The organism is Streptomyces otsuchiensis, assembly GCF_004305975.1.
Classification (GTDB): Bacteria; Actinomycetota; Actinomycetes; order Streptomycetales; family Streptomycetaceae; genus Streptomyces; species Streptomyces otsuchiensis.
Genome location: NZ_BHZI01000027.1, coordinates 1 through 23,327 on the forward strand (window position 1 = coordinate 1; position 23,327 = coordinate 23,327).

The 23,327-nt window shown below is 71.7% G+C and carries 16 protein-coding genes and 2 pseudogenes; 13 read left to right on the forward strand and 5 right to left on the reverse strand.

Going from position 1 to position 23,327, the window contains the following annotated elements; all coding sequences use genetic code 11:
• The first annotated feature begins 69 nt into the window (after positions 1-69).
• Positions 70-1,218 carry a cystathionine gamma-synthase gene (locus tag E0D90_RS04650; protein ID WP_130796698.1) on the forward strand — a complete coding sequence of 383 codons (1,149 nt, stop codon included), beginning with the start codon at positions 70-72 and terminating at the stop codon, positions 1,216-1,218.
• 226 nt (positions 1,219-1,444) lie between these two features.
• Here the strand turns inward: E0D90_RS04650 and E0D90_RS04655 are convergent, their stop codons facing one another.
• The gene (locus E0D90_RS04655) at positions 1,445-1,963 is read right to left on the reverse strand and encodes a MarR family winged helix-turn-helix transcriptional regulator (protein ID WP_227869988.1); all 519 of its coding nucleotides are present in this window, start codon (positions 1,961-1,963) and stop codon (positions 1,445-1,447) included.
• A 296-nt stretch (positions 1,964-2,259) separates the two neighbouring features.
• On the opposite strand from E0D90_RS04655, the gene ilvA reads away from it, so the two are divergent.
• The 4 genes from ilvA to E0D90_RS04675 all read left to right on the forward strand — a co-directional run bounded on the left by ilvA (position 2,260) and on the right by E0D90_RS04675 (position 9,715).
• Positions 2,260-3,501 carry a threonine ammonia-lyase gene (ilvA, locus tag E0D90_RS04660; RefSeq protein WP_130796699.1) on the forward strand — a complete coding sequence of 414 codons (1,242 nt, stop codon included), beginning with the start codon at positions 2,260-2,262 and terminating at the stop codon, positions 3,499-3,501.
• Between the two features lie 507 nt (positions 3,502-4,008).
• Positions 4,009-5,115 (forward strand): ATP-binding cassette domain-containing protein, encoded by a 1,107-nt coding sequence (locus E0D90_RS04665; RefSeq protein WP_130796700.1) that lies wholly within the window; start codon positions 4,009-4,011, stop codon positions 5,113-5,115.
• A 26-nt stretch (positions 5,116-5,141) separates the two neighbouring features.
• The gene (locus tag E0D90_RS04670) at positions 5,142-5,981 is read left to right on the forward strand and encodes an ABC transporter permease (RefSeq protein ID WP_374754133.1); all 840 of its coding nucleotides are present in this window, start codon (positions 5,142-5,144) and stop codon (positions 5,979-5,981) included.
• A gap of 416 nt (positions 5,982-6,397) precedes the next feature.
• On the forward strand, positions 6,398-9,715 hold the full coding sequence (locus E0D90_RS04675) for a tetratricopeptide repeat protein (RefSeq protein ID WP_227869989.1): 3,318 nt from the start codon (positions 6,398-6,400) through the stop codon (positions 9,713-9,715).
• Between the two features lie 171 nt (positions 9,716-9,886).
• Here the strand turns inward: E0D90_RS04675 and E0D90_RS26465 are convergent, their stop codons facing one another.
• On the reverse strand, positions 9,887-10,054 hold the full coding sequence (locus E0D90_RS26465) for a hypothetical protein (protein WP_157996812.1): 168 nt from the start codon (positions 10,052-10,054) through the stop codon (positions 9,887-9,889).
• 1 nt (position 10,055) lies between these two features.
• Positions 10,056-10,928 (reverse strand): mycothiol conjugate amidase Mca, encoded by an 873-nt coding sequence (gene mca, locus E0D90_RS04680; RefSeq protein ID WP_103500519.1) that lies wholly within the window; start codon positions 10,926-10,928, stop codon positions 10,056-10,058.
• A gap of 138 nt (positions 10,929-11,066) precedes the next feature.
• On the opposite strand from mca, the gene E0D90_RS04685 reads away from it, so the two are divergent.
• From E0D90_RS04685 to E0D90_RS04705, 5 genes are all read left to right on the forward strand, one after another.
• Positions 11,067-11,501, forward strand: coding sequence for a DUF4307 domain-containing protein (locus E0D90_RS04685; protein ID WP_130796701.1), 435 nt, complete (start codon positions 11,067-11,069; stop codon positions 11,499-11,501).
• A gap of 288 nt (positions 11,502-11,789) precedes the next feature.
• On the forward strand, positions 11,790-12,290 hold the full coding sequence (gene greA / locus E0D90_RS04690; RefSeq protein WP_130796702.1) for a transcription elongation factor GreA: 501 nt from the start codon (positions 11,790-11,792) through the stop codon (positions 12,288-12,290).
• A gap of 335 nt (positions 12,291-12,625) precedes the next feature.
• Positions 12,626-15,049: a SpoIIE family protein phosphatase gene (locus E0D90_RS04695; protein WP_130796703.1), complete on the forward strand. Its 2,424-nt coding sequence runs from the start codon at positions 12,626-12,628 to the stop codon at positions 15,047-15,049.
• Positions 15,050-15,303: 254 nt separating this feature from the next.
• Positions 15,304-16,401, forward strand: a complete 1,098-nt coding sequence (locus E0D90_RS04700; protein WP_130796704.1) for a carboxylate-amine ligase — start codon at positions 15,304-15,306, stop codon at positions 16,399-16,401.
• 289 nt (positions 16,402-16,690) lie between these two features.
• The gene (locus tag E0D90_RS04705) at positions 16,691-17,779 is read left to right on the forward strand and encodes a hypothetical protein (protein WP_130796705.1); all 1,089 of its coding nucleotides are present in this window, start codon (positions 16,691-16,693) and stop codon (positions 17,777-17,779) included.
• A 1,012-nt stretch (positions 17,780-18,791) separates the two neighbouring features.
• Here E0D90_RS04705 and E0D90_RS04710 read toward each other — a convergent pair.
• Positions 18,792-19,349 (reverse strand): annotated as a pseudogene (locus E0D90_RS04710) (Uma2 family endonuclease); the annotation flags it as partial.
• A gap of 233 nt (positions 19,350-19,582) precedes the next feature.
• Here E0D90_RS04710 and E0D90_RS04715 point away from each other — a divergent pair.
• A pseudogene (locus tag E0D90_RS04715) lies at positions 19,583-19,738 on the forward strand (DUF255 domain-containing protein); the annotation flags it as partial.
• 580 nt (positions 19,739-20,318) lie between these two features.
• A complete protein-coding gene (locus E0D90_RS04720; RefSeq protein WP_103502457.1) occupies positions 20,319-21,086 on the forward strand; it encodes an IS5 family transposase in 768 nt (255 codons plus the stop codon).
• A gap of 281 nt (positions 21,087-21,367) precedes the next feature.
• Here E0D90_RS04720 and E0D90_RS27600 read toward each other — a convergent pair whose 3' ends face one another.
• A complete protein-coding gene (locus tag E0D90_RS27600) occupies positions 21,368-21,565 on the reverse strand; it encodes a hypothetical protein (RefSeq protein WP_157996813.1) in 198 nt (65 codons plus the stop codon).
• Positions 21,566-22,215: 650 nt separating this feature from the next.
• Between E0D90_RS27600 and E0D90_RS04725 the strand changes: the two genes are divergently transcribed.
• A complete protein-coding gene (locus tag E0D90_RS04725; protein ID WP_130796706.1) occupies positions 22,216-22,983 on the forward strand; it encodes a transposase in 768 nt (255 codons plus the stop codon).
• Positions 22,984-23,327: the final 344 nt, after the last annotated feature.

Genomic DNA, 23,327 nt, shown 5'->3' on the forward strand with positions numbered 1-23,327 from the left:
GGTCGGGCGCGGGGGCGGACGGGCGCGCGGTGGGGTTCAGCACCCGTCGTCGGCCATTACGGTGTCCCCATGAACGAGCGCAGCCAGCACTTCGAGACCCTGGCCATCCACGCCGGGCAGGAGCCCGACGCGGCCACCGGCGCGGTGGTCCCCCCGATCCACCAGGTGTCGACCTACAAGCAGGACGGCGTGGGCGGCCTGCGCGGCGGCTACGAGTACAGCCGGTCCGCGAACCCGACCCGCACCGCCCTGGAGGAGAACCTCGCGGCGCTGGAGGGCGGCCGGCGTGGCCTCGCCTTCGCGTCCGGCCTGGCCGCCGAGGACTGCCTGCTGCGCACCGTGCTGAGTCCGGGCGACCACCTGGTGATCCCGAACGACGCCTACGGCGGCACGTTCCGGCTGATCGCCAAGGTCGTGGAGCGCTGGGGCGTGCAGTGGTCGGTGGCGGACACCTCCGACCCGGCGGCGGTCCGCGCCGCGCTGCGGCCGGAGACCCGCATGGTGTGGGTGGAGACCCCGTCGAACCCGCTGCTGGGCATCACCGACATCGCGGCGCTCGCCGACATCACCCGCACCGCGGGGGTGCGGCTGGTCGTCGACAACACCTTCGCCAGCCCGTACCTGCAGCAGCCGCTGGCGCTGGGCGCCGACGTGGTGGTGCACTCGACCACCAAGTACATGGGCGGCCACTCCGACGTGGTCGGCGGCGCGCTGGTCGTCGCGGACTCCGCGCTGGGCGAGGAACTTGCCTACCACCAGAACGCGATGGGCGCCATCGCCGGGCCGTTCGACGCCTGGCTGGTGATGCGGGGCATCAAGACCCTGGCGGTGCGCATGGACCGGCACTGCGCCAACGCCGCGCGGATCGCCGAGATGCTGGCGGCCCATCCGAAGGTCAGCCGGGTCCACTACCCCGGTCTGGAGTCCCACCCGGGCCACGAGGTCGCGGCGAAGCAGATGCGGGACTTCGGCGGCATGGTGTCGTTCCAGCTGACCGAGGGCGAGCAGGCCGCCGTCGACGTCTGCGACCGCGCCAAGGTCTTCACCCTGGGCGAGTCGCTGGGCGGCGTGGAGTCGCTGATCGAGCACCCGGGCCGCATGACGCACGCCTCGGTGGCGGGCTCCGCGCTGGAGGTCCCCGCGGACCTGGTGCGGCTGTCGGTGGGCATCGAGGCGCTGGACGACCTGCTGGCCGACCTCAGCCAGGCCATCGGCTGACCCGGAACACACCCCGAACCCCCGGGCACCGCGAACGTCCCTGCGGTGGAGGGCTGTTGGGGACGGACGCGCGGGTGTTCGGCGCGTGCCGGGTGGACGCACGGACGGGGCCGCCGGGAGTGATCCCGGCGGCCCCGCCGCCGTGTGTGGGTGGGGCCCGCAGCGGAAGCGGTCCCACCCCGTCACCGGCGCGCGCCGCCGCGGGCGGTCGCGTCCGGCCGGGCCGTCAGCGTGCTCCGGGCCGGGCGGCCGGGTCGGCGGGGCCCGTCTGCCAGTGGGCCACGGCCTCGTTGAACCGGATCAGTTGCTCGTGGAAGCGCTCCCGTTCCTCGTCGGTCCAGCCCGCGGTGAGGAGGGTTATGAGCTTGCGCCGGGAGGCGCGCACCTCCTCCAGCCGGGCGCTGCCCCGCTGGGAGAGACGCAGGACGACGGCGCGGCCGTCGTCCGGGTCGGCCGAACGGTCCACCAGCCCGGAGTCGACCAGCGGGGCGACCTGCCGGGTGACGGTGGATGAGTCGATACCCATGCCGGAGGCAAGGGACTTGACGCCGGTGGGGCCGGCCTGGTCGAGGCGGCTCAGCAGCAAGTAGGCGGCCCGGTCCATGGAGTTGCGGGCCGGTCCCATCCCGCCGAGACGCGTCTGCTCGGCGCGACGGGCGAATACCGCCACCTCGTGCTGGAGTGCGTCCAGCAACGGGTCGGAGGTCTCGAAAGGTGCGGTGTCTTGCGTGACTTCAGGGGTCATATGAGGGGTACCTGGCATCGATGGAGTGAAGGGTCAGGCGTGGGGGGTGGCGCGAGATGCGGCACAGAGTACGCGGAGCGACGACGCGCGGGGACCGTTGTCCCACCCGTCCTAAGGCACCGTTCGATAAAGACCTGTACTCCGCGGTAGCTCACCGTGTCGGTGGCTCGGCGTCGTGCGGGGGCCCACGGGGCGTGGGCAGGCCGGGGCGGGTGGCCGGGCTCCGGGGCGCCGGGTGGCCGTGGAGGACCACACGCGGCTGAGCCGGGTGCGCGGCGGGCTGCCAGACTGGGCGCATGGCTGCGAACCTCCCCGAGGACACCTCTCCCTCTCTCCGGCTTCCTACCCTCGACGACGTGCGGGACGCCCAGAAGACGCTGACGGGTGTCGCTCGTGTAACGGCGATGGAGGGCAGCCGGTTCCTGACCCGCCTGGTCGGCTCCCCGGTCCAGATGAAGTGCGAGAACCTGCAGCGCACGGGCTCGTTCAAGCTCCGCGGGGCGTACACCCGGATAGCCGGGCTCACTCCGGAGGAACGATCCTGCGGGGTGGTCGCGGCGAGCGCGGGCAACCACGCGCAGGGGGTGGCGCTGGCGGCCTCGCTGCTCGGCGTCGCCTCGACGGTCTTCATGCCGGTCGGCGCGCCGCTCCCGAAGGTCGCCGCGACCCGCGAGTACGGGGCGACGGTACGCACCCACGGCCAGGTCGTCGACGAGACGCTCGCCGCCGCCCAGGAGTACGCCCGCGAGACCGGTGCCGTCTTCATTCACCCTTTTGACCATCCCGACGTGGTGGCGGGGCAGGGCACCGTGGGCCTGGAGATTCTGGAGCAGTGCCCGGAGGTCCGGACCGTCGTGGTCGGGATCGGCGGCGGTGGCCTGGCGGCCGGCGTGGCGCTCGCCGTGAAGTCGCTGCGCCCGGACGTGCGGGTGGTGGGCGTCCAGGCGGAGGGCGCGGCGGCCTACCCGCCGTCGCTTGCCGCCGGACGGCCGGTGTCGCTGGAGCGGGTGGCGACGATGGCCGACGGCATGAAGGTCGGCCGCCCCGGCGACGTCCCCTTCCGGATCGTCGGCGACCTGGTCGACGAGGTCCGCACGGTCTCCGAGGACGCCCTCTCCAGCGCGCTGCTGCTCTGCCTGGAGCGGGCCAAGATGGTCGTGGAACCCGCCGGGGGATCGCCGGTCGCCGCGCTGCTCGCCGAACCGGAGGCGTTCGAGGGCCCGGTCGTCGCGGTGCTCTCCGGCGGCAACGTCGACCCGCTGGTGCTCCAGCGGGCGCTGCGCCACGGCATGGCCGCGGCCGGGCGGTACCTCTCGCTGCGGCTGCGGCTGCCCGACCGCCCCGGGGTGCTGGCCGCGCTGCTCGGCGAGCTGTCGCTGGCCGACGCCAACGTGCTCGCCGTCAACCACGTGCGGATCGACCCGGGCCTGGCGATCGAGGAGGCCGAGGTGGAGCTCCAGCTGGAGACGCAGGGGCCGGTCCACTGCGAGAAGGTGCGCACGGCGCTGCGGTCGGCCGGGTACATCGTGCTCGACTGACTCACTCATCACTGATCACTGATCGCTGACTCACTGACTCGCTGACTCACTGACCGACTTGTCGGGCCCGGCGGTCCTCTCTCGCGCGGCGGTCGGCCTCGCGGGGTCGCCGGAGCGCGCTCGCGAGGCGTCCGTCATCACTACCCATCACCCGTGCGGGGCCGTCCACCGGCCTGTGCGCCGGGTGGCTCGTCGCTGCCCTGTCGCGCCGGGACGACCGGAAACCACGCTGTCGCGGCCGGAATCATGTCGCGTCCGAAGACGCGATACATCGCGATAGTCTAAGGTGGCGGCGCGCCCTGCTTGGGGCGACGCTGAATGCAGCAACGTCAACACGAGCGGGCCACGTCACCACGCGTTCCTCCGCACCGGCCGTGCCCGGGCCGGCCGGCGGAACGGCGGCCCCGGACGGCCCCGGCGCGAGCCGGGCCGACCGGCGACCGTCCCGAACCCCGGTGCCGCCCCACGGCGGGCGGACCCGGACGAGACCCCAGATCGGGAGAAACCATGCCAGGCGCCATCTACGCCGAAGGTCTGGTGAAGACCTTCGGCGATGTCAAGGCACTGGACGGCGTCGACATCGACGTCCCAGAAGGCACCGTCCTCGGCCTCCTCGGCCCCAACGGAGCCGGCAAGACAACCGCCGTGCGCGTCCTCACCACCCTGATCCAGCCGGACAGCGGCCGGGTGGAGGTGGCCGGTATCGACGTGCTGAAGTACCCGAACACGGTGCGCCGTTCCATCGGCCTCTCCGGCCAGTTCGCCGCCGTTGACGAGTACCTGACCGGGCGGGAGAACCTCCAGATGGTCGGACAGCTCTACCAGCTGTCCGGCCGGGACGCGAAGAGGCGGGCCGGCGAACTGCTGGAGCGGTTCGGCCTCGCCGACGCCGCCGACCGCACCGCCAAGACCTACTCCGGCGGCATGCGCCGCCGCCTCGACCTGGCCGCCGCGCTGGTCGTCAGCCCGCCGGTGATGTTCATGGACGAGCCCACCACCGGGCTCGACCCGCGCAACCGGCAGGCGCTGTGGGACGTCATGCAGGAACTGGTCGCCGGCGGCACCACCCTGCTGCTGACCACCCAGTACCTGGAGGAGGCCGACCATCTCGCCCACAGCATCGCCGTGGTCGACCTCGGCCGGATCATCGCCCGGGGCACCTCCGACGAGCTGAAGGACGCGACCGGCGGCGACGTCGTCGAGGTCGTCGTCCACGACCGCGCGCACCTGCCGGCCGCCCGCCGGATCATGGACCGCGTCGGTGACGGCGAGGTCAAGGTCGAGGAACACACCCGGCGGCTGACCGTCCCCGTCGACGGCGGCGCCAAGGTGCTGGCCGAGGTCATCCGCGAACTCGACGCCGAGAGCATCGAGATCAACGACATCGGGCTGCGCCGCCCCACCCTGGACGACGTCTTCATCTCCCTCACCGGCCACGCCGCCGAGGACCAGGTACAGGCGCCGGTCAAGGGCGCCACCAAGGACGGGGGCCCGGACGCGCCGACGGCCGCGGCCGGACAAGGCACCGGCGAAGGCACCGGCGAAGGCACCGGCGAAGGCGGCGACGCGGACGGCGGCGAGGGCGGCGACGCGGACAAGGAGCAGTCGAAGTGACGATCACCCAGGAGAACCCGGCACCCGTGCCGCCCCCGACGAGCGACACCTCCATCGGCGTCGCGCAGGCGGCCCGCGACTCCCTGGTCGTGGCCAAGCGCAACCTGCTGCGGATGATGCGCATCCCCGAGGTCGTCATCTTCGGCCTGGTGCAGCCCATCATGTTCGTGGTGCTGTTCAGCTACGTGTTCGGTGGATCGATCAACATCCCCGGAGCGGGCCTGGACGCCTCGTCCTACCGTGAGTGGCTGATGGGCGGCATCTTCGCGCAGACGGTCACCTTCGCGACCGCCGGTGCCAGCGCCGGCATCGCCGAGGACATGCAGAAGGGCATCATCGACCGCTTCCGGGCGCTGCCGATGGCGCGCGGCGCGGTGCTCACCGGCCGTACCTTCGCCGACCTGGTGCAGACGGCGCTGACCCTGGTGGTGCTGGCCATCGTGGCGTTCATCGTCGGCTGGCGGTTCCACGACGGTGTGGTCAAGGCGTTCGCCGGTTTCGTGCTGCTGCTCCTGCTCGGCTACTCCTTCACCTGGATCGGGGCCCTGATCGGCCTGTCGGTGCGCTCCCCGGAGGCGGCGACCTCCGGTGGCCTGATCTGGCTCTTCCCGCTGACGTTCATCTCGGTCGCGTTCGTGCCGTCGGAGAACATGCCGGGCTGGCTCCAGCCGGTCGCGGAGTGGAACCCGTTCTCCGCGGCGGTGGTGGCGGTCCGTGACCTGTTCGGCAACCAGCCGGACGGCTATGTGGCGCCCGACGCCTGGCCGTTGCAGCATCCGGTGCTGGCCACGGTGATCTACTGCGTCGTCATCATCGCGATCTTCCGCACGCTGGCGGTGCGCAAGTACAAGCGCGCCACCGGCTGACCGGCCACCGTCCGCCGTCCACCGGCCCCCACCGTTCCGGCGCCCCCGCGCACCGTGCGGTGGGGGCCGGTGGCCGTGTGGCGTGTACGCGGCACAGAGGGGGTGCGCGTCGCGGCCCCGGCCCGTACCCTCTGTGCAGCACCGACGACCGGACGGACCGGCGACGCGCGGTGCCCGTGGGCAGGGGTGGGGCCCGCGGCGAGGTCCACGCCCGCCGCGACACGGGCAAGCGACCGGCGCACTCGCGCCCGGAGTCCGCGCGACCACGGGCGCCGGTGCGTGCGAACACCAAGAATGCCCAAAGCCCGGCGCGGCGCCGCGTCACCGGGCCGAGCCGGGGTAACGCCTACCCCGAGCAGAGATCGCCGACGGCCGCACCGGGCGGCACGAGGCGCCGGCGCTGGGAGGGGAAGCGGATGACCGTGCTGTCCGAGATGAGAGACCGTCACCGGGCGGAGGTCGAACGCCTCCTGACAGCCGCCGTGCAGGCGGAGGTGCAACGCTCCTCCGGAACCGTCGACGGCGCCCGGCTGCTCCAGCGAGCGCAGGGCACCCTCGACCAGATCGTCCGTCCCGCCGCCGAGGAATGGGCCGACTACCGGCAGGCGGAACGCGACAGCGCGCCCCGCCGCCTCCGCGAACGGTTCGACGCCAGGGCGATCGGCGGAGCACTCGGCGCCGCCACCGCGGCGGCGCTGGCCACCCTGTTCTTCGTCGCCACCGAATCGTCCCCCGGCCACGCCGCCGCCGGCGCCGCACTCGTCGCCGTCGCCGCCGTCGCCGGGTTCCTCCTCCAGGCCGTCGTCGCCCATCTGTGGAGCGCCGAGTCCCACGCCGGCAGCCGCAACCAGCCCGGCGGAGTCGAACAGCTCCGTCTCGCCTGGCTCACCGCCGTCGAGGTCCGGGGTATCCGCCCGTGGATCGAACGGGAGCGCACCGTCGTCACCCACATCCCGGGCGTCCCGCGGCAGCAGCCCGCCAAACGGGCCGCGCCCACCCGTCGCACCAACCGCAGCGAGGCCGCCCGCGCCCGGAACGTCCTCGCCCGTTCCTTCGAGCAGCTCCCCGACCGCGGATCACCGCTCATCGGCCGGCGGCAGCAGCTGAGCCAGATCACCCAGTGGGTCAACCGCGACCGCGCCCGCACCGACACCCGCCCCACCGTCGTGGTCCTCCACGGACCCTCCGGCTCCGGCCGCACCATGCTGGCCCGCTGGGCCGCCGACGAACTCCGCGAACTCTTCCGCGGCGCCAGCCTCGCCGACCTGCGCGGCGAGAGCGTCGACCCGCTGCCGACCCGCGACGCCATCCTCCACCTGATGAACCGTCTGGGCGCCCCCCAGGACCAGCTGCTCTTCCGCGAGGGCACCGGCCGCCGCGGCGAGGACGACGACGGGCAGCTCGCCCGGCTCGTCGAGCGCTACCACCGCCACCTGACGGGCCTGCCCGTCGTGATCATCCTCGACGACGCCACCGACGCCCGCCAGGTGCGCACCCTCATACCCGAACGCTCCGGCTCGCTCGTCCTGGTCACCTCCGCCGAACCCCTCGCCCTGGAGGACGCGCCCGCCTCCGTGCACCACCTGGAGCTGGGCCCCCTCGACACCGGCGCCGCCGTCGAACTGCTGCGCTCCTCCCTCTCAGAGCCCGCCCCCGACAGCCTGCCCGCCGACGACGACCCCGGCTGGCGGCGACTCGCCGACGGCTGCGAGGGCCGCCCCCTGCTGCTGCGGATGCTCGGCCCCAACCTGACGCTGCGCGGCCCCGGTGCCCTGGCGGACGACCTCGCCGCCCAGGGCCCGCCCGGCAGCCTCGACGCCGGCGACCGCGCGCTGCGGATGCGGTACGCCGAACAGCCCGAGGAACTACGGCGGCTGCTGCGCCGTCTCGCCCTCGCCGGCCGGGCCAGCCTCGGCGCCCGCGCCGCCGCCGCGCTGCTGGACACCACCCAGCGCGAGGCCGCCCGCCACCTCGACGACCTCGCCGGCGCCGGCCTCATCCGCAACGTCCGCGGCAACCGCTACCGGCTGCACGACCTGGTCCGCCGGTTCGCCCGCGCCCGCCTGTGGGAGGAGGAGGACGCCACCGACCGCGCCGCCGCCCAGGAACGCCTCATCCGCAGCTACGCCGAACTGGCCGACACCGTCATCCGGCTCGTCGACGGCAACACCTCCACGCGCGCCGACATGCTGCCCGCCGCGGCGGGCGGCCACGGCTTCGCCTCCGTCAGCGCCGCCCTGCGCTGGCTCGACGACGAGAGCAGCTTCATCACCGCCACCCTGCGGCACGCGGACGAGGGAGTCGACCGGCAGGCCGTACAGCATCTGCTCGGCGCCCTGTGCGACTACTGCCTGCTGCGCGGCGACCTCTACCGCCTCGGCGAACTCAACGAACTGACCCAGTCCGTCAACCAGGGACTGCTTACCCGCTCCGTCACCTGGCGCACCGGCGTCGCCGAACGGCAGCTCGGCGAACTCGACAAGGCCCACTCCACCCTCTCCCGGGTCGTCAACCTCTACCAGGAGGCCCGCAACCAGGCCGGTGTCGCCCGCGCGCTCCGCGACCTCGGTATCACCCTCCAGCACCAGGGCCATCTGCCCGAGGCCGTCGCCAAGCTGACCGAGGCCCTGGACCTCCAGCCCCGCGACACCCTCCCCGGCGACCGCGCCTGGACCCTGCACGCACTGGCCGCGGTCGAACGCGAACGCGGGCGGCTCACCACCGCCGGGGAACTGCTCGCCGAGTCCCTGGAACTGCACCGCGACAGCGGCTCCGTCCACGGCGAGGCATGGGCGCGGCTCCACCTCGGCCAGAACGCGCTGCGCGGCGGCTCCGTCGCCGACGCCGAACGCGAACTGCGCGTCTCGCTGGAGCTGTACGAGCGCTCCCGTGACGTGCGCGGCCAGGCATGGGCCCTCACCCAGCTGGGCACCGCCCGGGTCGCGGACCGCGACAGCGCCGCCGGCGTCGAGCAGCTGCGCACCGCGCTCGCCCAGCACCGCGACAACGGCGACGCCCGCGGCGAGGCATGGACCCTCTTCCACCTTGGCCAGGCACAGGAGGACTCCGGCAACCTCGGCGGAGCCATGCGCACCCTGGAGCGGGCCCGCAACATGTTCAACCGGATGCCCGACCGGTACGGCGTCGCCTGCGCCCGGCACCACGAGGCACGCGTCACGCGCGACCTGCGCGCCGAGAGCTCCGGCTCACTGCGCAACAGCGGGTTCGCCCGCCAGCTGCTGACCGCCGCCCGCCGCGACTACCAGCGCGCCGGCGTGGTCCACGGGCAGGCGTGGACCTGCCTGGAGCTCGCCGTCATCGACGGCGGCAACGACCGCGCCGACCGCGCACTGGAACTGACCGCCGACGCGCTGAAGCTCTTCACCGAGGGCTACGGGGAGGGCCGTCCCGACGGCCGCGGGGCCGAATGGGCCCGGTTCCTGCGCTGCACCCTGCTGCCGCTGGCCTCACCCGGCGGTCCGGAGGTCGGGCAGGCGGTCGCCCAGCAGGAGATCGACGAACTGCTCCGGGAGGAACACCCCCGCCGGGACCCCCGGCTCACCGACGCGGTGCACAGCTTCTCGCTGATGCTCGGGCGCGGCCAGGGCCTGGACTCCGGCTGGACGGCGTGGCGGCTGGGCATGGTGCCCAGCCGGGGTGCCTCCGACGTCCTCGGCGTGGCAGGCGCGGACGGTGTGACCGACGCCACCGGTGTGGCCGGGGTCACCGGCTGAGACGGTGCCGGGGCGGCGCCCCGGCATGCCGCGACGGCGCAACCCACGGCACGCCGAAACCCTCCGGCGGCCTGGTCGTCCTCCCGTTCTCACGGGACGACGGCCGGCCGGCGGAGGGTTTCGCCGTGCCGCGTCAGCGGCGGAAGCGCGCCGCCGGGCGCGGGCACCGGATCAGGACCGGTCCTGATCCTTGATCTCGATCCGGTTCAGCTGGCGGGTCATCGACTTCAGCAGCATCCACACGGCGAGACCGAGCACGGCGAAGACCACGAAGCCGAGCGCTCCGGGCGTCACCGTGAACTCGTCCAGCTCCCGGGCGAGAGAAAACGGGTCAGTCATATCAGTCATTGTCACGGACGCCCGCGAAGAGGTCGGACTCGGGGAGGGTGGTCTCCACCACGCTCTTCGCCAGCTCGTACTCCTCGGTCGGCCAGACCTCCTGCTGGAGAGCCAGCGGCACCCGGAACCAGCCGCCGTCCGGGTCGATCTGGGTGGCGTGCGCCAGCAGGGCCTTGTCACGGACGGCGAAGAAGTCACCGCACGGCACGTAGGTGGTCAGCTCCCGCTCCCGGCCGGCGTCGTCCCAGCGCTTGAGCCACTCCGCGTAGGGCGACTCCAGGCCGCGCTCCAGCAGCGCCTCGTGCAGGGCGACGGTGCGGGGGCGGTTGAAGCCCTGGTTGTAGTAGAGCTTCGAGGGCTGGAAGGGCTCCCCGGCGTCCGGGTAGCGCTCCGGGTCCCCGGCGGCGTCGAACGCGGCCACCGAGATCAGGTGGGTCATGATGTGGTCCGGATGCGGGTAGCCGCCGTTCTCGTCGTAGGTGGTGATCACCTGCGGACGGAAGGAACGGATCAGCCGCACCAGTGGCTCCGCCGCGACCTCCACGTCCTGGAGCGCGAAGCAGCCCTCGGGCAGCGGCGGCAGCGGGTCGCCCTCCGGCAGCCCGGAGTCCACGAAGCCCAGCCACTCCTGCCGGACCCCCAGGATCTCCCGGGCCTGCTCCATCTCCCGGGCGCGCACCTCGTGGATGTTCTTCTCGATGTAGGCGTCGCCCTGGAGCTTGGGGTTGAGCACGGAACCGCGCTCACCGCCCGTGCAGGTGGCGACCAGGACGTCGACGCCCTCGGACACATACTTCGCCATGGTCGCGGCGCCCTTGCTCGACTCGTCGTCGGGGTGGGCGTGCACTGCCATGAGCCGCAGTCGCTCAGTCAAGGCTCGATCCTCGTCATCTTGGTCCGCCAATCGCCTTCTATAGTGACTGATGGGAGTGACAGCCCATTCCCGGCCCAGGGCCGGAGCGAGGCCGCGCACCACCCCGACCCGCCCCCAGCGAGACCGAGGACCGCCACCATGCCGACCGCAGGCGACCAGCACGCCGCCCCGGAACACCGGGACGCCGCCGCTCCGGCCGGCCGGTACGGCTCATCGGGGTCCCGTCAGGACCGTGGGCTGAAGATCACCGGTGCGGTACTCGGCGCCCTGCTGCTGACGTTCATCGGCTGGGCCGGGATCAGCTACATCGGGGGACAGACCGTGACCGGGGAGCTGACCGGCTTCACCGTGCTCTCCGACACCGAGGTCGAGGTCACCGTCCAGGTCCGCAAGTCCGCCGGGACCGGCGCGGTCTGCACCGTCCGTTCGCAGGCGTTCGACGGACTGGAGGTCGGCCGGGCCGACTTCAGGTTCGAGGAGGACGGCGACACCGTGCACCGCGCCCACACGCTGCGCACCACCGCGCGCGCCACCAGCGCCGAACTCCTCAGCTGCGACGCCGCCGGCGACTGACCGCCGCGCCCGCCCACCACCTCACCTCCACGCACACCCGCCCCACCCGCCACCGCCCTCGGCGGGGGAGCGCGCCGCGCCGAGCGGACGGCCGTGCGCCCGTCGTCCGGCATGAACGAGCAGGTCAACAGTGGTGAACACTTCCGTCGGGTTTGCTTGCGAATCCGGAGGGTAATCCTTTCGCAACTCGATCGGCGTTGGTCTATGATCGGCGTTTCGCCCACCCTGGATGGCTCAGCCGCAGGGTCGGGCATTGTTTTTATTCCCGCCAGTACCCGAGGAGCACCTGTGACCCAGACCAGCGACAACGTCACCTGGCTGACCCAGGAGGCGTACGACAAGCTCAAGGGTGAGCTGGAGTATCTGACCGGTCCCGCTCGTACGGAGATCGCCCGGAAGATCGAGGCGGCACGCGAGGAGGGCGACCTCAAGGAGAACGCCGGCTACCACGCCGCCAAGGAGGAGCAGGGCAAGCAGGAGGCCCGCGTGCGCCAGCTGGAGCAGCTGCTGCGCACCGCCGAGGTCGGTGCCGCGCCGCCGGACGACGGTGTGGTCGAGCCCGGCATGGTCGTCACGGTCTCGTTCGCCGACGACGATGACGACACGCTCACCTTCCTGATGGCCTCCCGCGAGTACGCCTCCGAGACCATCGACACCTACTCGCCGCAGTCCCCGCTCGGCCAGGCGGTCAACGGCAAGAAGGCCGGCGACCGCGCCGAGTACGAACTGCCGAACGGCGGCGTGGCCAAGGTCAAGATCGTCGAGGCCAAGCCCTACGTGGCCGGCTGACACACACCCCCCGCCCGGCCTGCGGGCCGGGCCCCCCGGCCCGCAGGCCGCCCGCGGACACCTCGCCCCGCCTCTCTCCGTCGGCCGCGCGCGGTGCCCGTCACCGCCTGCCGGCCCCGGCCGCCTCTCACCCGAAGAGACCAGCCGCTCGCCTGCCGCTTCCGGGCCGTGCCCGGGCCCGGTCGAGGCGCCCCACCTGCCGCTCGCCGGCGCCCCGTCCCGGGCGATCACGCCGCCCGTCCGCCCTTCTGCGCTTGTCCCCACCGCCGAGCTGGCACAGCCTGATCATCTGGCCGCCGCGTCCCGGAGGGGCGCGCCGAGCAGGTGGAGGGCGTATGGCGCAGGATGACGACGGCCCGACCGACGACCCCTGGGCGGCGGCCACCGACGAGGAACGCACCGCCCGGGCGCTCGTCGGCCCGACCGGGCTCGTCACCCACTGGAACGAGGGCGCACGGCGGCTCCTCGGCCGTACCGCACAGGAGACGGTCGGCCGTCCCGTCGCCGAACTGCTCGCCGAACCGGACCGTGCCGTCACCTTCGGCCCGCTGCGCGACCGGCCCCGCTGGAACGGAACCCTCGACCTGCGGCATCGCGACGGACGGCGAGTGGCCGCCCCGGTGGTAGCCCATCGCCTCGACGCCCAGGACTGGCCGCACCGCGGATGGCTGCTCGTCAGCGCGCTGACCGGTGCCGAGCCGGTCGACGCGGCCGACACGCTCTCCTGGGCGGGTTTCGTCCACGCGCCCACCGCCCTCGCCCTGTACGACGACGACGCGCGGCTGCGCCGTGCCAACCGGGCGATGGAGCAGATCATCGGCCTGAGCGAGGCCGAGATGGGCGGCCTGCGGCTGTCGGAGATCGGCGGCAAACCGTCGAGCATGGAACTGGAGCAGCAACTCCGGGCCGTCGTCGCGACCCGGCTGCCGCGCGACGTCCGCACCCGGCTGCGCACCGGCGGCGAGGCCCGCGAACACGCCTGGCTGGGCCGGATGGCGCCGGTACCGGACCGGCAGGGCCGCTTCGTCGCCACCGTGCTGTCCGCCATCGACATCACCGAGGAGGCCGAGGCACGCAGCCGGCTCCAGTTGATCAACGACGCCAGCCGGCGGATCGGCAGCACGCTGGAGGTCGGCCGGACGTCACAGGAACTCGTCGACATGTGCGTGCCGCCACTGGCCGACTTCGTCAGCGTGGACCTGCTGGAGGAGCCCCGACTGCCGACGGCCTCCGCGCCGGAACCCGCCTCCGACGGGCTCCGGCTGCGACGCTACGCCCACCGTTCGGTCCTGGCCGGGGCACCCGAGGCGATGGTGGCGATCGGCACGGTCTGGAACCACCCCCTGACCGCCGCCTCGGTGCACGCCCTGCTCTCCGGGGAGGCGGTGATGATGCACCGGGGCGACCCGGAGTTCCGCGCGTGGGCGGAGCAGGACCCCCTTCGCGCCGAGCGCGCCGACGCGCTCGGCGTCCACTCCACCCTGGCGGTGCCGCTGGTGGCGCGGGGGACGACGCTCGGCGTCGCGATGTTCGTCCGCTACCGCCGCCCTGAACGGTTCGTGCCGGACGACGCCCTGCTGGCGCGCGAGATCGTCTCCCGCGCGGCCATCGCCGTGGACAACGCCCAGCGGTTCACCCGTGAACGGGACACCTCTCTCGCCCTTCAGCGCAGCCTGCTGCCGCGCACGATCCCGCCGCTCAGTTCCGTCGAGGTCGCGTATCGCTACCTGGCGGCCGCCGGCCGCAACGGTGTGGGAGGCGACTGGTACGACGTCATCCCTCTCTCCGGGGCGCGCGTGGCACTGGTCGTCGGCGACGTGGTGGGCCATGGCGTCCAGGCCTCCGCGACGATGGGACGGCTGAGGACCGCCGTGCGGACACTCGCCGACGTGGACCTGCCCCCGGACGAGCTGATCGCTCACCTCGACGATCTCGTCGTGCGCCTCGCGGAGGAGACCGGTACCGACGAGAGCGCGGGTGACATCGGTGCCACCTGCCTCTACGCGGTGTACGACCCGGTGAGCGGTGGCTGCTCCGTGGCCCGCGCCGGGCATCCCCCGCCCGTGGTCCTCGCCGCGGACGGGACCACGGTCACCACCCTGGAGCTGCCCGCCGGGCCGCCGCTCGGGCTCGGTGGCCTGCCCTTCGAAGTCGAGAAGTTCGACCTGCCCGAGGGCTCCGTCCTGACCCTGTTCACCGATGGGCTGGTGGAACGACGGGACCGCGACGTCGATGACGGCTACCGCCAGCTCCACCAGGTGCTCGCCCGGCCGGCGAAGGACCTCGACGCCGCCTGTGACGCGGTCCTGTCCGCGCTGGTACCGGCGAACGATCCCGCGGACGACGTCGCACTGCTGATGGCCCGGACACGCCGGTTGGCCGCCGACCACGTCGTCACCTGGGAGGTACCCCACGAGGCCGCGGCCTGCGCCACCGCCCGCCGCGATGTGTCCGAGCAACTCGACCGGTGGGGCATGGCGGAGGCGGCCTTCGCCACCGAGCTGATCGTCACGGAGCTGCTCAGCAACGCCATCCGGCACGCCACCGGCCCCGTCCGGCTCCGTCTGATCCTGGACCGTGCGCTGATCTGCGAGGTCTCGGACACCAGCAGCACCTCGCCGCACCTGCGCCGCGCCGGAGGATTCGACGAGGGCGGACGCGGACTGATGCTGGTGGCGCAGCTCGCCGAACGCTGGGGCACCCGGCACACGCCCACGGGCAAGACCATCTGGGCGGAACAGCAGCGGCCCGAGGAGTAGCGGCCCGGGGAGTAGCGGCCCGGGGAGTAGCGGCCCGAGCAGCAGGGGCCCGAGGAGTAGCGGCCCGGGGCGTAGGGGCCCGGGGCGTAGAGACCGACCCGGGTCGACGCCTTCCACCGCCGCGCACACCGCGCGGAACCCTCGGTCGCCGCCGCCGGCACCCCGGGCGCCGCTGTCCACGGCTGACAGGCGCCCTTGCGGGCGGCACTGTTCGAGTCGAGACTTGGCCCCTCATCCCGGGAAGGGGACGCTCCATGGTCGAGCCGCTCACGGTCGGTGTGGAGGAGGAGTTCTTCCTGATCTCCCCGGACGGCGGGTCCGTCGAACCGTCCTCCCGGGAAGTGCTCGCGGCGGTGCCCGTCACCGGCCCGGTGCAGCTCGTCAAGCCGGAGTGCTCCACGGCCGTGGTCGAGATCGCGACCGATCCGCACAGTGACCTGTCCCTGCTGGGCGACAACGTGCGCTGGCTGCGCTCGGTCGCCGCCACCGCCGCGGAGTCGGCGGGCTGCGCGGTGCTCGCCTGCGGAACGGAACCGGTCGCCGGCCCGTACCACCCGCCGAGCGACGGCTCCCGCTTCCGCGGTATTCACCGCAAGTACGGCGACCTCGTGTTCGGGCACATGCCGTGCGGCCTGCACGTCCACGTCGGCATGCCCGACCGGGAGCACGCCGTGCGGGTGAGCAACCACCTCCGGCCGTGGTTACCGACCCTCCAGGCACTCGCCGGCAACTCCCCGATATCCCTGGGCGAGGACACCGGGTTCGCGAGCTGGCGGTCGATGTGGTGGGCGTACATGCCCGTCTGGGGCCCGGCCCCGCTGTTCTCCGGGGTCGACGAGTACAACGCCCTGCTCGACCGACTGGTCGCCACCGGGGTCATCCTCGACCGGAAGATGGCCTACTGGTTCGCCCGCCCCTCGGAACACGTGCCCACCGTCGAGGTGCGTGTCATGGATGTCAGCCCCACCAGCGACACCACGGTCCTGCTGGCCGGACTCGTCCGCGCACTGGTCGCCACCTGCCTGCGGGAGGTGGAACGCGGCACGCCGCCCCCCTCGGTCAGCGAGCAACTGCTGGTCGCCGCCCACTGGCAGGCCGCCCGGGAGGGCCTGGAAGGCGGCGCCGTGGACCTCACCACCGGACGCCCGGCGCCCGCCTGGACCACCGTGGACCGGCTGCTGACCCACATCACCCCGGCCCTCGCCGGCACCGGAGACCTTCCCCTGGTCAGCGGCCTCCTCGCCGACCTGCGCACCAACGGCTCCTGGGCCGAACGCCAGCGCGGGACCATCCGGCAGGGAGGCACCCCGGCCGACGTGGCGGCCCACCTGAGCTCCCTTTTCCTCAAGTAGCGCGCGACCCGGCGCGGTGGCCGGGAGGCACCCGTCGGGTAGCCCCGGTATACGCGATGCGACAGGTGTTCGAGGCTCGCATAGCATGGCCGCCACCGAGCGCGTCGGCACCACGGGTGCCATGACCGGACGTGCCCGGCAACCGCCCTGAGAGGTGGTCACGCCGCCCGGGCGCGGCACGCGGGGGCACAGGGTGCACGCGGGGAGTCACCTCGCGCCGTGATCCCCGGAACCCGAGGCGTGCCGTGGGAAGTTCGAGCATTCAGACTATTTCGACCATGGGGAACACGTGCGCGTACGTGGCAGGATCGCCGGCGTCGCCGGCGCAGCCGCTCTGACCATGCTGATGACCGGCTGCGGGGGCACCGGCGCGACCACCAACCAGGCCGCCGGAACCGACAGCGCGGCGGGCGCCGAGGAAGCAGGCGACGCGGGCGGTGCGGAAACCGAGGAGATCGCACTCACGGGCGACGGCCCGCTGGAGACGACCTGGACCGACGGCGACGACGCCGAGTACGGCGTCACCGTCGAGCCGGAGAGCCTCACCAGAGGCGACATCGCCGACCTGGAGAACATCCGGCTGCGCGAGGGCCAGGACCAGATGGTGCCCTACTACCTGACGTTCCGGCTCACCGCGAGCGGAGACGACCTGACCGCCCCGGAGGTCGAGGACGGCTTCTCCCTGGTCGGCCGGGACGGCCGTGGCGCCGAAGCCCTGAACATCATGTCCTTCGGGGGCGGCTCCGCGTACCCGGCCGCCTGCGACCGCCAGGCACCGGAACGCATCGTCGACGGGGCGGCGGTGAGCGTCTGCCAGATGTACCTGCTGCCGGCCGACGTCGAACCGCTGACCGTGGCCTGGACCGACCCCGTGGGCGAGCCCGGCGCCTGGCAGGTCGACGGCGCCGAGTACCTGGATGTGATCCGACCGCTGGGGACCGAGGTCGAGACGGTCTGGCAGACGGGCGGCGGCGCCGAGGACGTCCCCCTGACGGCCGCACCGGTCGAGATCGTCGAGGGCGACCCGGCCGACCTCTCCGACTGGGACGTGGACCGCGACAAGACCCCCTTCTACGTCTTCATCGAGTACACCAACAACGGCGAGCACGACCTCCTGCCGGACGTGAAGGCCGGACTCACCGTCTTCACCGCCGCCGGGCGCGAGGTGTCCAAACTGAACCTGATCGATGTCCACGGCCTCGGCGTCGCGCCCTGCCCGAAGGCGGAACCGAACGAGATGCTCAGGCCCGGCGCCGACGTCACCGAGTGCGCCGTCTACCTGCTGGACGAGGGCGAGATCCCGGCCACGGTCGCACTCGTCGGCCGCGGCGCGGGCGCCGGCCTGCACATCTGGCAGTCCGGCCTCGCCACCAGCTGACCGCCCAACGCCGCCCGCCTGCCCACCGCCGCCCGCCCCTCGCGCCGGGGGTGGGCGGGCCCGGGCTGACTCCCAGTCGCCCTGCCTGCTTACCCACGCGGACAACCCGGCCTGCTGGTTGCCGTGACGCGACGGCTAAGCGACCCTTCGCGACCCCTGAACTGCGGTGACGCGTGCCAGTGACAAGGTGCGCGGCGGGGGCGGCTGCGTGGTGTGGCGGAGCCGGTGCGCGAGTTCGCCCGGCCGTCCGTCGTCAGCGGTCGGTGAGCGGTGCGTGGAGCAGGTCACGGCCCCCGAGCGGCTCGGCGAGGTCGACATAGGCGGGCCGGGACCCTTGAAGGACCAATGCGCACGCCTGGCCCTCCCGGGGCGGCGTGTACGCGCGCAGCGGTGCGATCTCGACGTGCTCCGCCGTCTCCGTGACCAGCACCCCGATCGGCTCGTAATCGCAGGTGGGCTCCGAGTGGTACCAGAAGTGGACGCGCCGTCCGTCGTCGGAGAGTTCGTCGAACCACCACGGCCCGACCGACGCCCCGCTCCGGTCAGCCGGCGTGGCGGCGGGCGCGGATCGGCGCTCGCTCTGGGGCGGCAGTGGCGGGGTCCCCGGCGGCGGGTCGGCCACCATCGCGTCGGGTACGGGCGCTCCCGTGGCTGGCGGTACGGGCACGCGCTCCCGTGCCGCCCCGTCACCTGAGCAGGCTGCCAAGAGGAGAGGAGCCACCAGCGCCACGGCGGCCGCGGCGAGGCGGCGGCCGCGACGGGCACCCGCAGCGTGGGCCGGGTCCGCCATGCCGCGTGCCGATCGGCGTCCGGTCCGAGGGCCCATCACGCTGCTCCCTACTCGACGACGACCAGTGCGGTGCTGGTCACCCACGAATGACGCGGAGAGATCGGTGTAGAAGACGCGCCAGGCGCACTTGAGGTTCACACCGGTCTGCACGCCCGTGCAGGAAACCCTCGCTGTCCCTTGTGCCCGGTCATGAGGAAATGATCTTCCATCGCTGTCAGACGGCCCCAGGTCGACAGTGACGGAGAAGGGCGCAGCAGTCTTGATCGCGCCGGTGAACATCCCGCCGTCCCTGTACGCCTTCGTGGCGGCGTCGAGGACGTAGGTGTAGACGATCGGGACCCCGGTGGCTGCCTGCTCGATCCGCCAGTAGAAGGGGATGCCTGCCTTGGCGTACTGGTCCACCTTCACGATCCGGTCGGTGGTCTCCGAGCCGGGCGACACCACCTCCACGACGAGGAGTACGTGCTCGGGGCGGGTGGGCGTGAAGTCGATGGTCTCCGCCCGGTAGACGGTGACGTCGGGGCGGCGGTTGGTGAGGGGAACGTCCTGCAGGCGGACGTCGAAGTCCGTGTCGGCGTTCCAGTCCGGGCCCGCGGCGGCGTCCAGGGCATTGGCCAGGATTCGGGCCAGCCGGTTGTGGCGCTTGGACGCGCTCGGGCTCGCGACGACCATCCCGTCCACGATCTCGATGCCGGAGCACTGCTCCTCGGGCCAGGAGTCGTAGTGCTCCGCGCTGATCTGCGCATGCATCCACGCGGGCGCCACCCTCTCGGGGGTCATGGTGTACCTCCTTCGAGAGCCTCGGCAGGTCCCGCGCTGCTGCGCCCAGCCTACTGATTCGAGGTGCCGGGCTGACCGACCCCCGGGGGGAGCGCCGGGAAGGGTTCGACGCCGACTCCGAGGAGCAGGGAAGGAGCTGTCCACCATGTGATGGCCAAGTGCGATTCGGCCAAGCGGGGTGGGCTCACGAGGGTTTCGCTGGTTGTGCCGTGCGCTGTGAGAGCCTGGGCCGCATGAACCGGTTGGCTGGTGTGACCTCGCCCTACCTGTTTCAGCACGCGGACAACCCGGTCCACTGGTGGCCGTGGTGCGACGAGGCCTTCGAGGAGGCGAGACGGCGGGACGTCCCGGTGCTGCTGTCCGTCGGCTACTCCGCCTGCCACTGGTGCCAGTGCACTTGCTGAACCCATAAGTGCCTACCAGGCGTGACGTCATACAGTGATCTTATGAGCGCCGAAAGTGATGACCTTGACGCCCGTATCGACGCCTGGACACAGGAGCAGTTAGCCGCCTCACCTGATTGGCCCGTGGAGGAGTGGACGAGCGTTATGGCGATCCTAGAGCCGGACGACCGAGGCACCCCTCCTCGCGACAGGCCTGTTTGAGATGACCTGCCCGCCCGTCAACCTCGTTTCTTTCTGAGTGCGGAGTGGTGGGCACGGAACCGTGATTGCAGGTTTGCCGAGATTAGACGCACAAGCCTCCTCGTACCGGGGGTGGTCGCGCCTGGACATGCTGTCCGTACCTAGAAGTGCTAGTGCGTTGCTGCTTGTTCTAGCCTGGCCCCGCAGGGCAAAGGGGTGGGAGCAGGATGCCGAAGGTGCCTGAGAGCCGGCGCGTTGGGCATATGGCCGTGACTGAGCTGATTCCAACCTGCCTGGCGGGTAGTGCGGTTGGGCTGACAACGTGGTGAAGCCCCTGGTAGACGGGTTCACGACCAAGATTCCCTCGCCCCACCAGAGGCTTCGTGTGCTTGTCTACCCGTCCGGGCTGGACGCGTCCAGCTCTGCCCTGCGCCTGCTGTCGACCGAGCTACGCCGACGCCGGGTGGTGATCGGAACCCGCTGGCGACGCCTGAACACGGGGCGTCAGGCCCTGCTCACCCTCGCCCACCTCCGCAACGGCCACCCCTACGCCCAACTCGCAGCCGGATTCGGCATCGGAACCACGACCGCCTACCGATACATCGCAGAGGCCGTGGAGGTCCTGGCCGCTCTCGCTCCGAGCCTCGCCGAGGCGGCACGGACGGCCTCGGCGAAGGCGTTCGTGCTACTGGACGGCACGCTCCTGCCGATCGACCGCATCGCTGCGGACCGGCCCTTCTACTCCGGCAAGCAGAAGAAGCACGGGATGAACGTGCAGGTCATCGCCGATCCCTTCGGCCGGCTGCTGTGGGCCTCACCAGTTCTACCCGGCGCTGTCCACGACCTCCGCGCGGCTCGCGAACACGGCATCATCGAGGCCCTCACCGAGGTCGGCGTCGCGTGCTGGGCCGACAAGGGCTACCGAGGCGCCGGCGGCACGGTCCGCACCCCGTACTGGGGACGGTGGGAAACCCTCTCTCCAGGCCAGCAGGCGGTGAACCGGTCCCACGCGAAGATCCGCGCACTCGTCGAACAGGCCGTCGCCACCCTCAAGTCCTGGCGACTCCTCCGCAAGCTGCGGTGCCCAACCACCCGCATCACCGCCCTCGTCCAAGCCGTCCTCACCCTGCATCTGGCCAGCTCAGCAGCATGATGGAAAAGGCTCACTGCTGGTTTGGGAACGTCAAGGGGGCGGCTGCTGGGCTGGCATGGCGGACGGAGCGAGTGCGGCGAACCCATGATCCTCTGGCAGCAGACAGCGCGGAAGCGCACTGGCTCACGGGGCGCTTCAGTTCCACAGAGTGGTGCCGCCGACCGGTCGAGTGAACCGATTTTCCGGACGGTGAGGTTCCTTGGCGCTGCTACATCTGACGTTGCGCCCGTCACTTCAACGTCTCATCAATGTGGGTGAGCGGAAGGGGAGTGGAGGGGGGATCACGTCGAACTGCGTGTGGGGTGGCTGCTCACGTCGGCAACTGCTCGGGCGAAGGTACGGAAGGTCAAGACCCGCTCGGGGGCACCGAGGCCGCGTAGCGCGCACAAGAAACCGACCAGAAGGGCCAGGGGGTAGATGGCGCGCTGGAGGGTGAGTGCACCAGCGCAGATCACGGTAGGCAGCAGTGCCACGGTCACGATGTGAATCCTTCCGGGTCGACGGCGCACCGCCCGGTGCGCTGACCTCATACAAGGCCGCGCGGTGCCTGAACTCCGAGGCGCGTTGCGTGCCAAGGCGTTCAAAGTTCCTGGTCGAGCCGATGATGTCCGGACTTCCGGTCCGGATCGTCTACCGGTAGTTGTCGTCACGCCTCGTGCTCGCACCTGGGTCGAAGGAAGAGTGGTGGCTGTCCGTAAAGTCGGTTCCTTTGTCGAGCCTGAGGCGGATGGCCGCCTTTGCTGCCGCGCCAGAGCCGCTTGCGGATTTGATCAGCCCGCTCGGGAACATGCGCGGGATCCCTGGTGTCGCAGCCAGGTCCGGACTGCTCCGGAGGGTGCAGCCCTTGGTGCTTCAGCCGCGCCCAAGGGCCCCTCTCGCGTCCATCGCCGCGTGAACCACATGCATTCGTCGGTGTTCCGGCCTGCGACACCCAGGAGGGCCAACGGCCCAGCGCACCGTAAGCCAGGTGCATCCTGGTGGTCGATTCTCCGGAAAGCGGCCGAGTGCCAGGCCGTGGAGACCCTCTCTCGATGCCCGGCGGCATGCTGGTGAGCTTCTACAAGGGTGGAGTTCACCGGACCCTAAGGGCTGTCCCGTAAGTGCTGGCCACGGGTGAGATGATCTTGTGGTGTCTGGTGTGATCACGGCGTCGGAGCCGTCCTGGATAGCCCCGTTCACCGGGTTGAGCCCGCGGCAGTTCGGCAGGCTGGTCACCGCGCTGCGGCGCGAGGGCGCGGATCCGGTGCGCAAGGGCAGGCCGTGGAGCCTGCCGCTGGAGGACCGGGTGTTGCTGGTCGCCGCGTACTGGCGCACGAACTTGACCCTGCGACAGCTCGCCCCGTTGTTCGGGATCTCGAAGTCCGCTGCCGACCGCATCATCAGCCACCTGGGGCCGTCGCTTGCTCTGCAGCAGCGCAAGAGGTTCGCGAAGGGCACCGTGCTCATCGTGGACGGCACCCTGGTCCCCACCCGTGACCACACGGTCGCCGAGCAGTCGAAGAACTACCGGTACTCCACCAACCACCAGGTCGTCATCGACGCCGACACCCGTCTGGTCGTCGCGGTCGGCCGGCCGGTCCCCGGCAACCGCAACGACTGCAGGGCATGGGAGATCTCCGGCGCCAAGGACGCCGTCAGCCACACCACCGTGATCGCCGACGGCGGCTACATCGGCACCGGGCTGATCATGCCGCACCGCCGCCGAGCCGGGGAGGAACTGCCGGACTGGAAAGAAGAGTCCAACCGTTCCCACCGCCAGGTCCGAGCCCGCGTCGAACACGCCTTCGCTCGCATGAAGACCTGGAAGATCCTCCGCGACTGCCGCCTCAAAGGCGACGGCGTCCACCACGCCATGCTCGGCATCGCCCGCCTCCACAACCTCACCCTCGCCGGGTAGCAGAGAACAACGCCGGTCAACTGGCATGCCGTAGATCATTTACGGGACAGCCCTTAGTCAGTCGATGTAGCGGGACCGGATCCACCCTGGAGCAGCTGCTCGGAGAGGCGGTCCTTGGCCTTCTGGCGGAACGGGTTTGCAGACGGCTTGGGTGCGTTCCACCCAAGCCGTTTTGGTGGGACGTTCAGGCGATTCCAATCGGCGCGTTGCGGCCGTCATAGCGATGCCGACGTCGTAGGTTCCGGAAGGCAGTTACTGGGAGAATGTTCACTTGATATCGAACGATTTATCTAGCTCGTAAAAACGTAATGCTCGATCATGATCCATCGCTAAGGATCGGCACG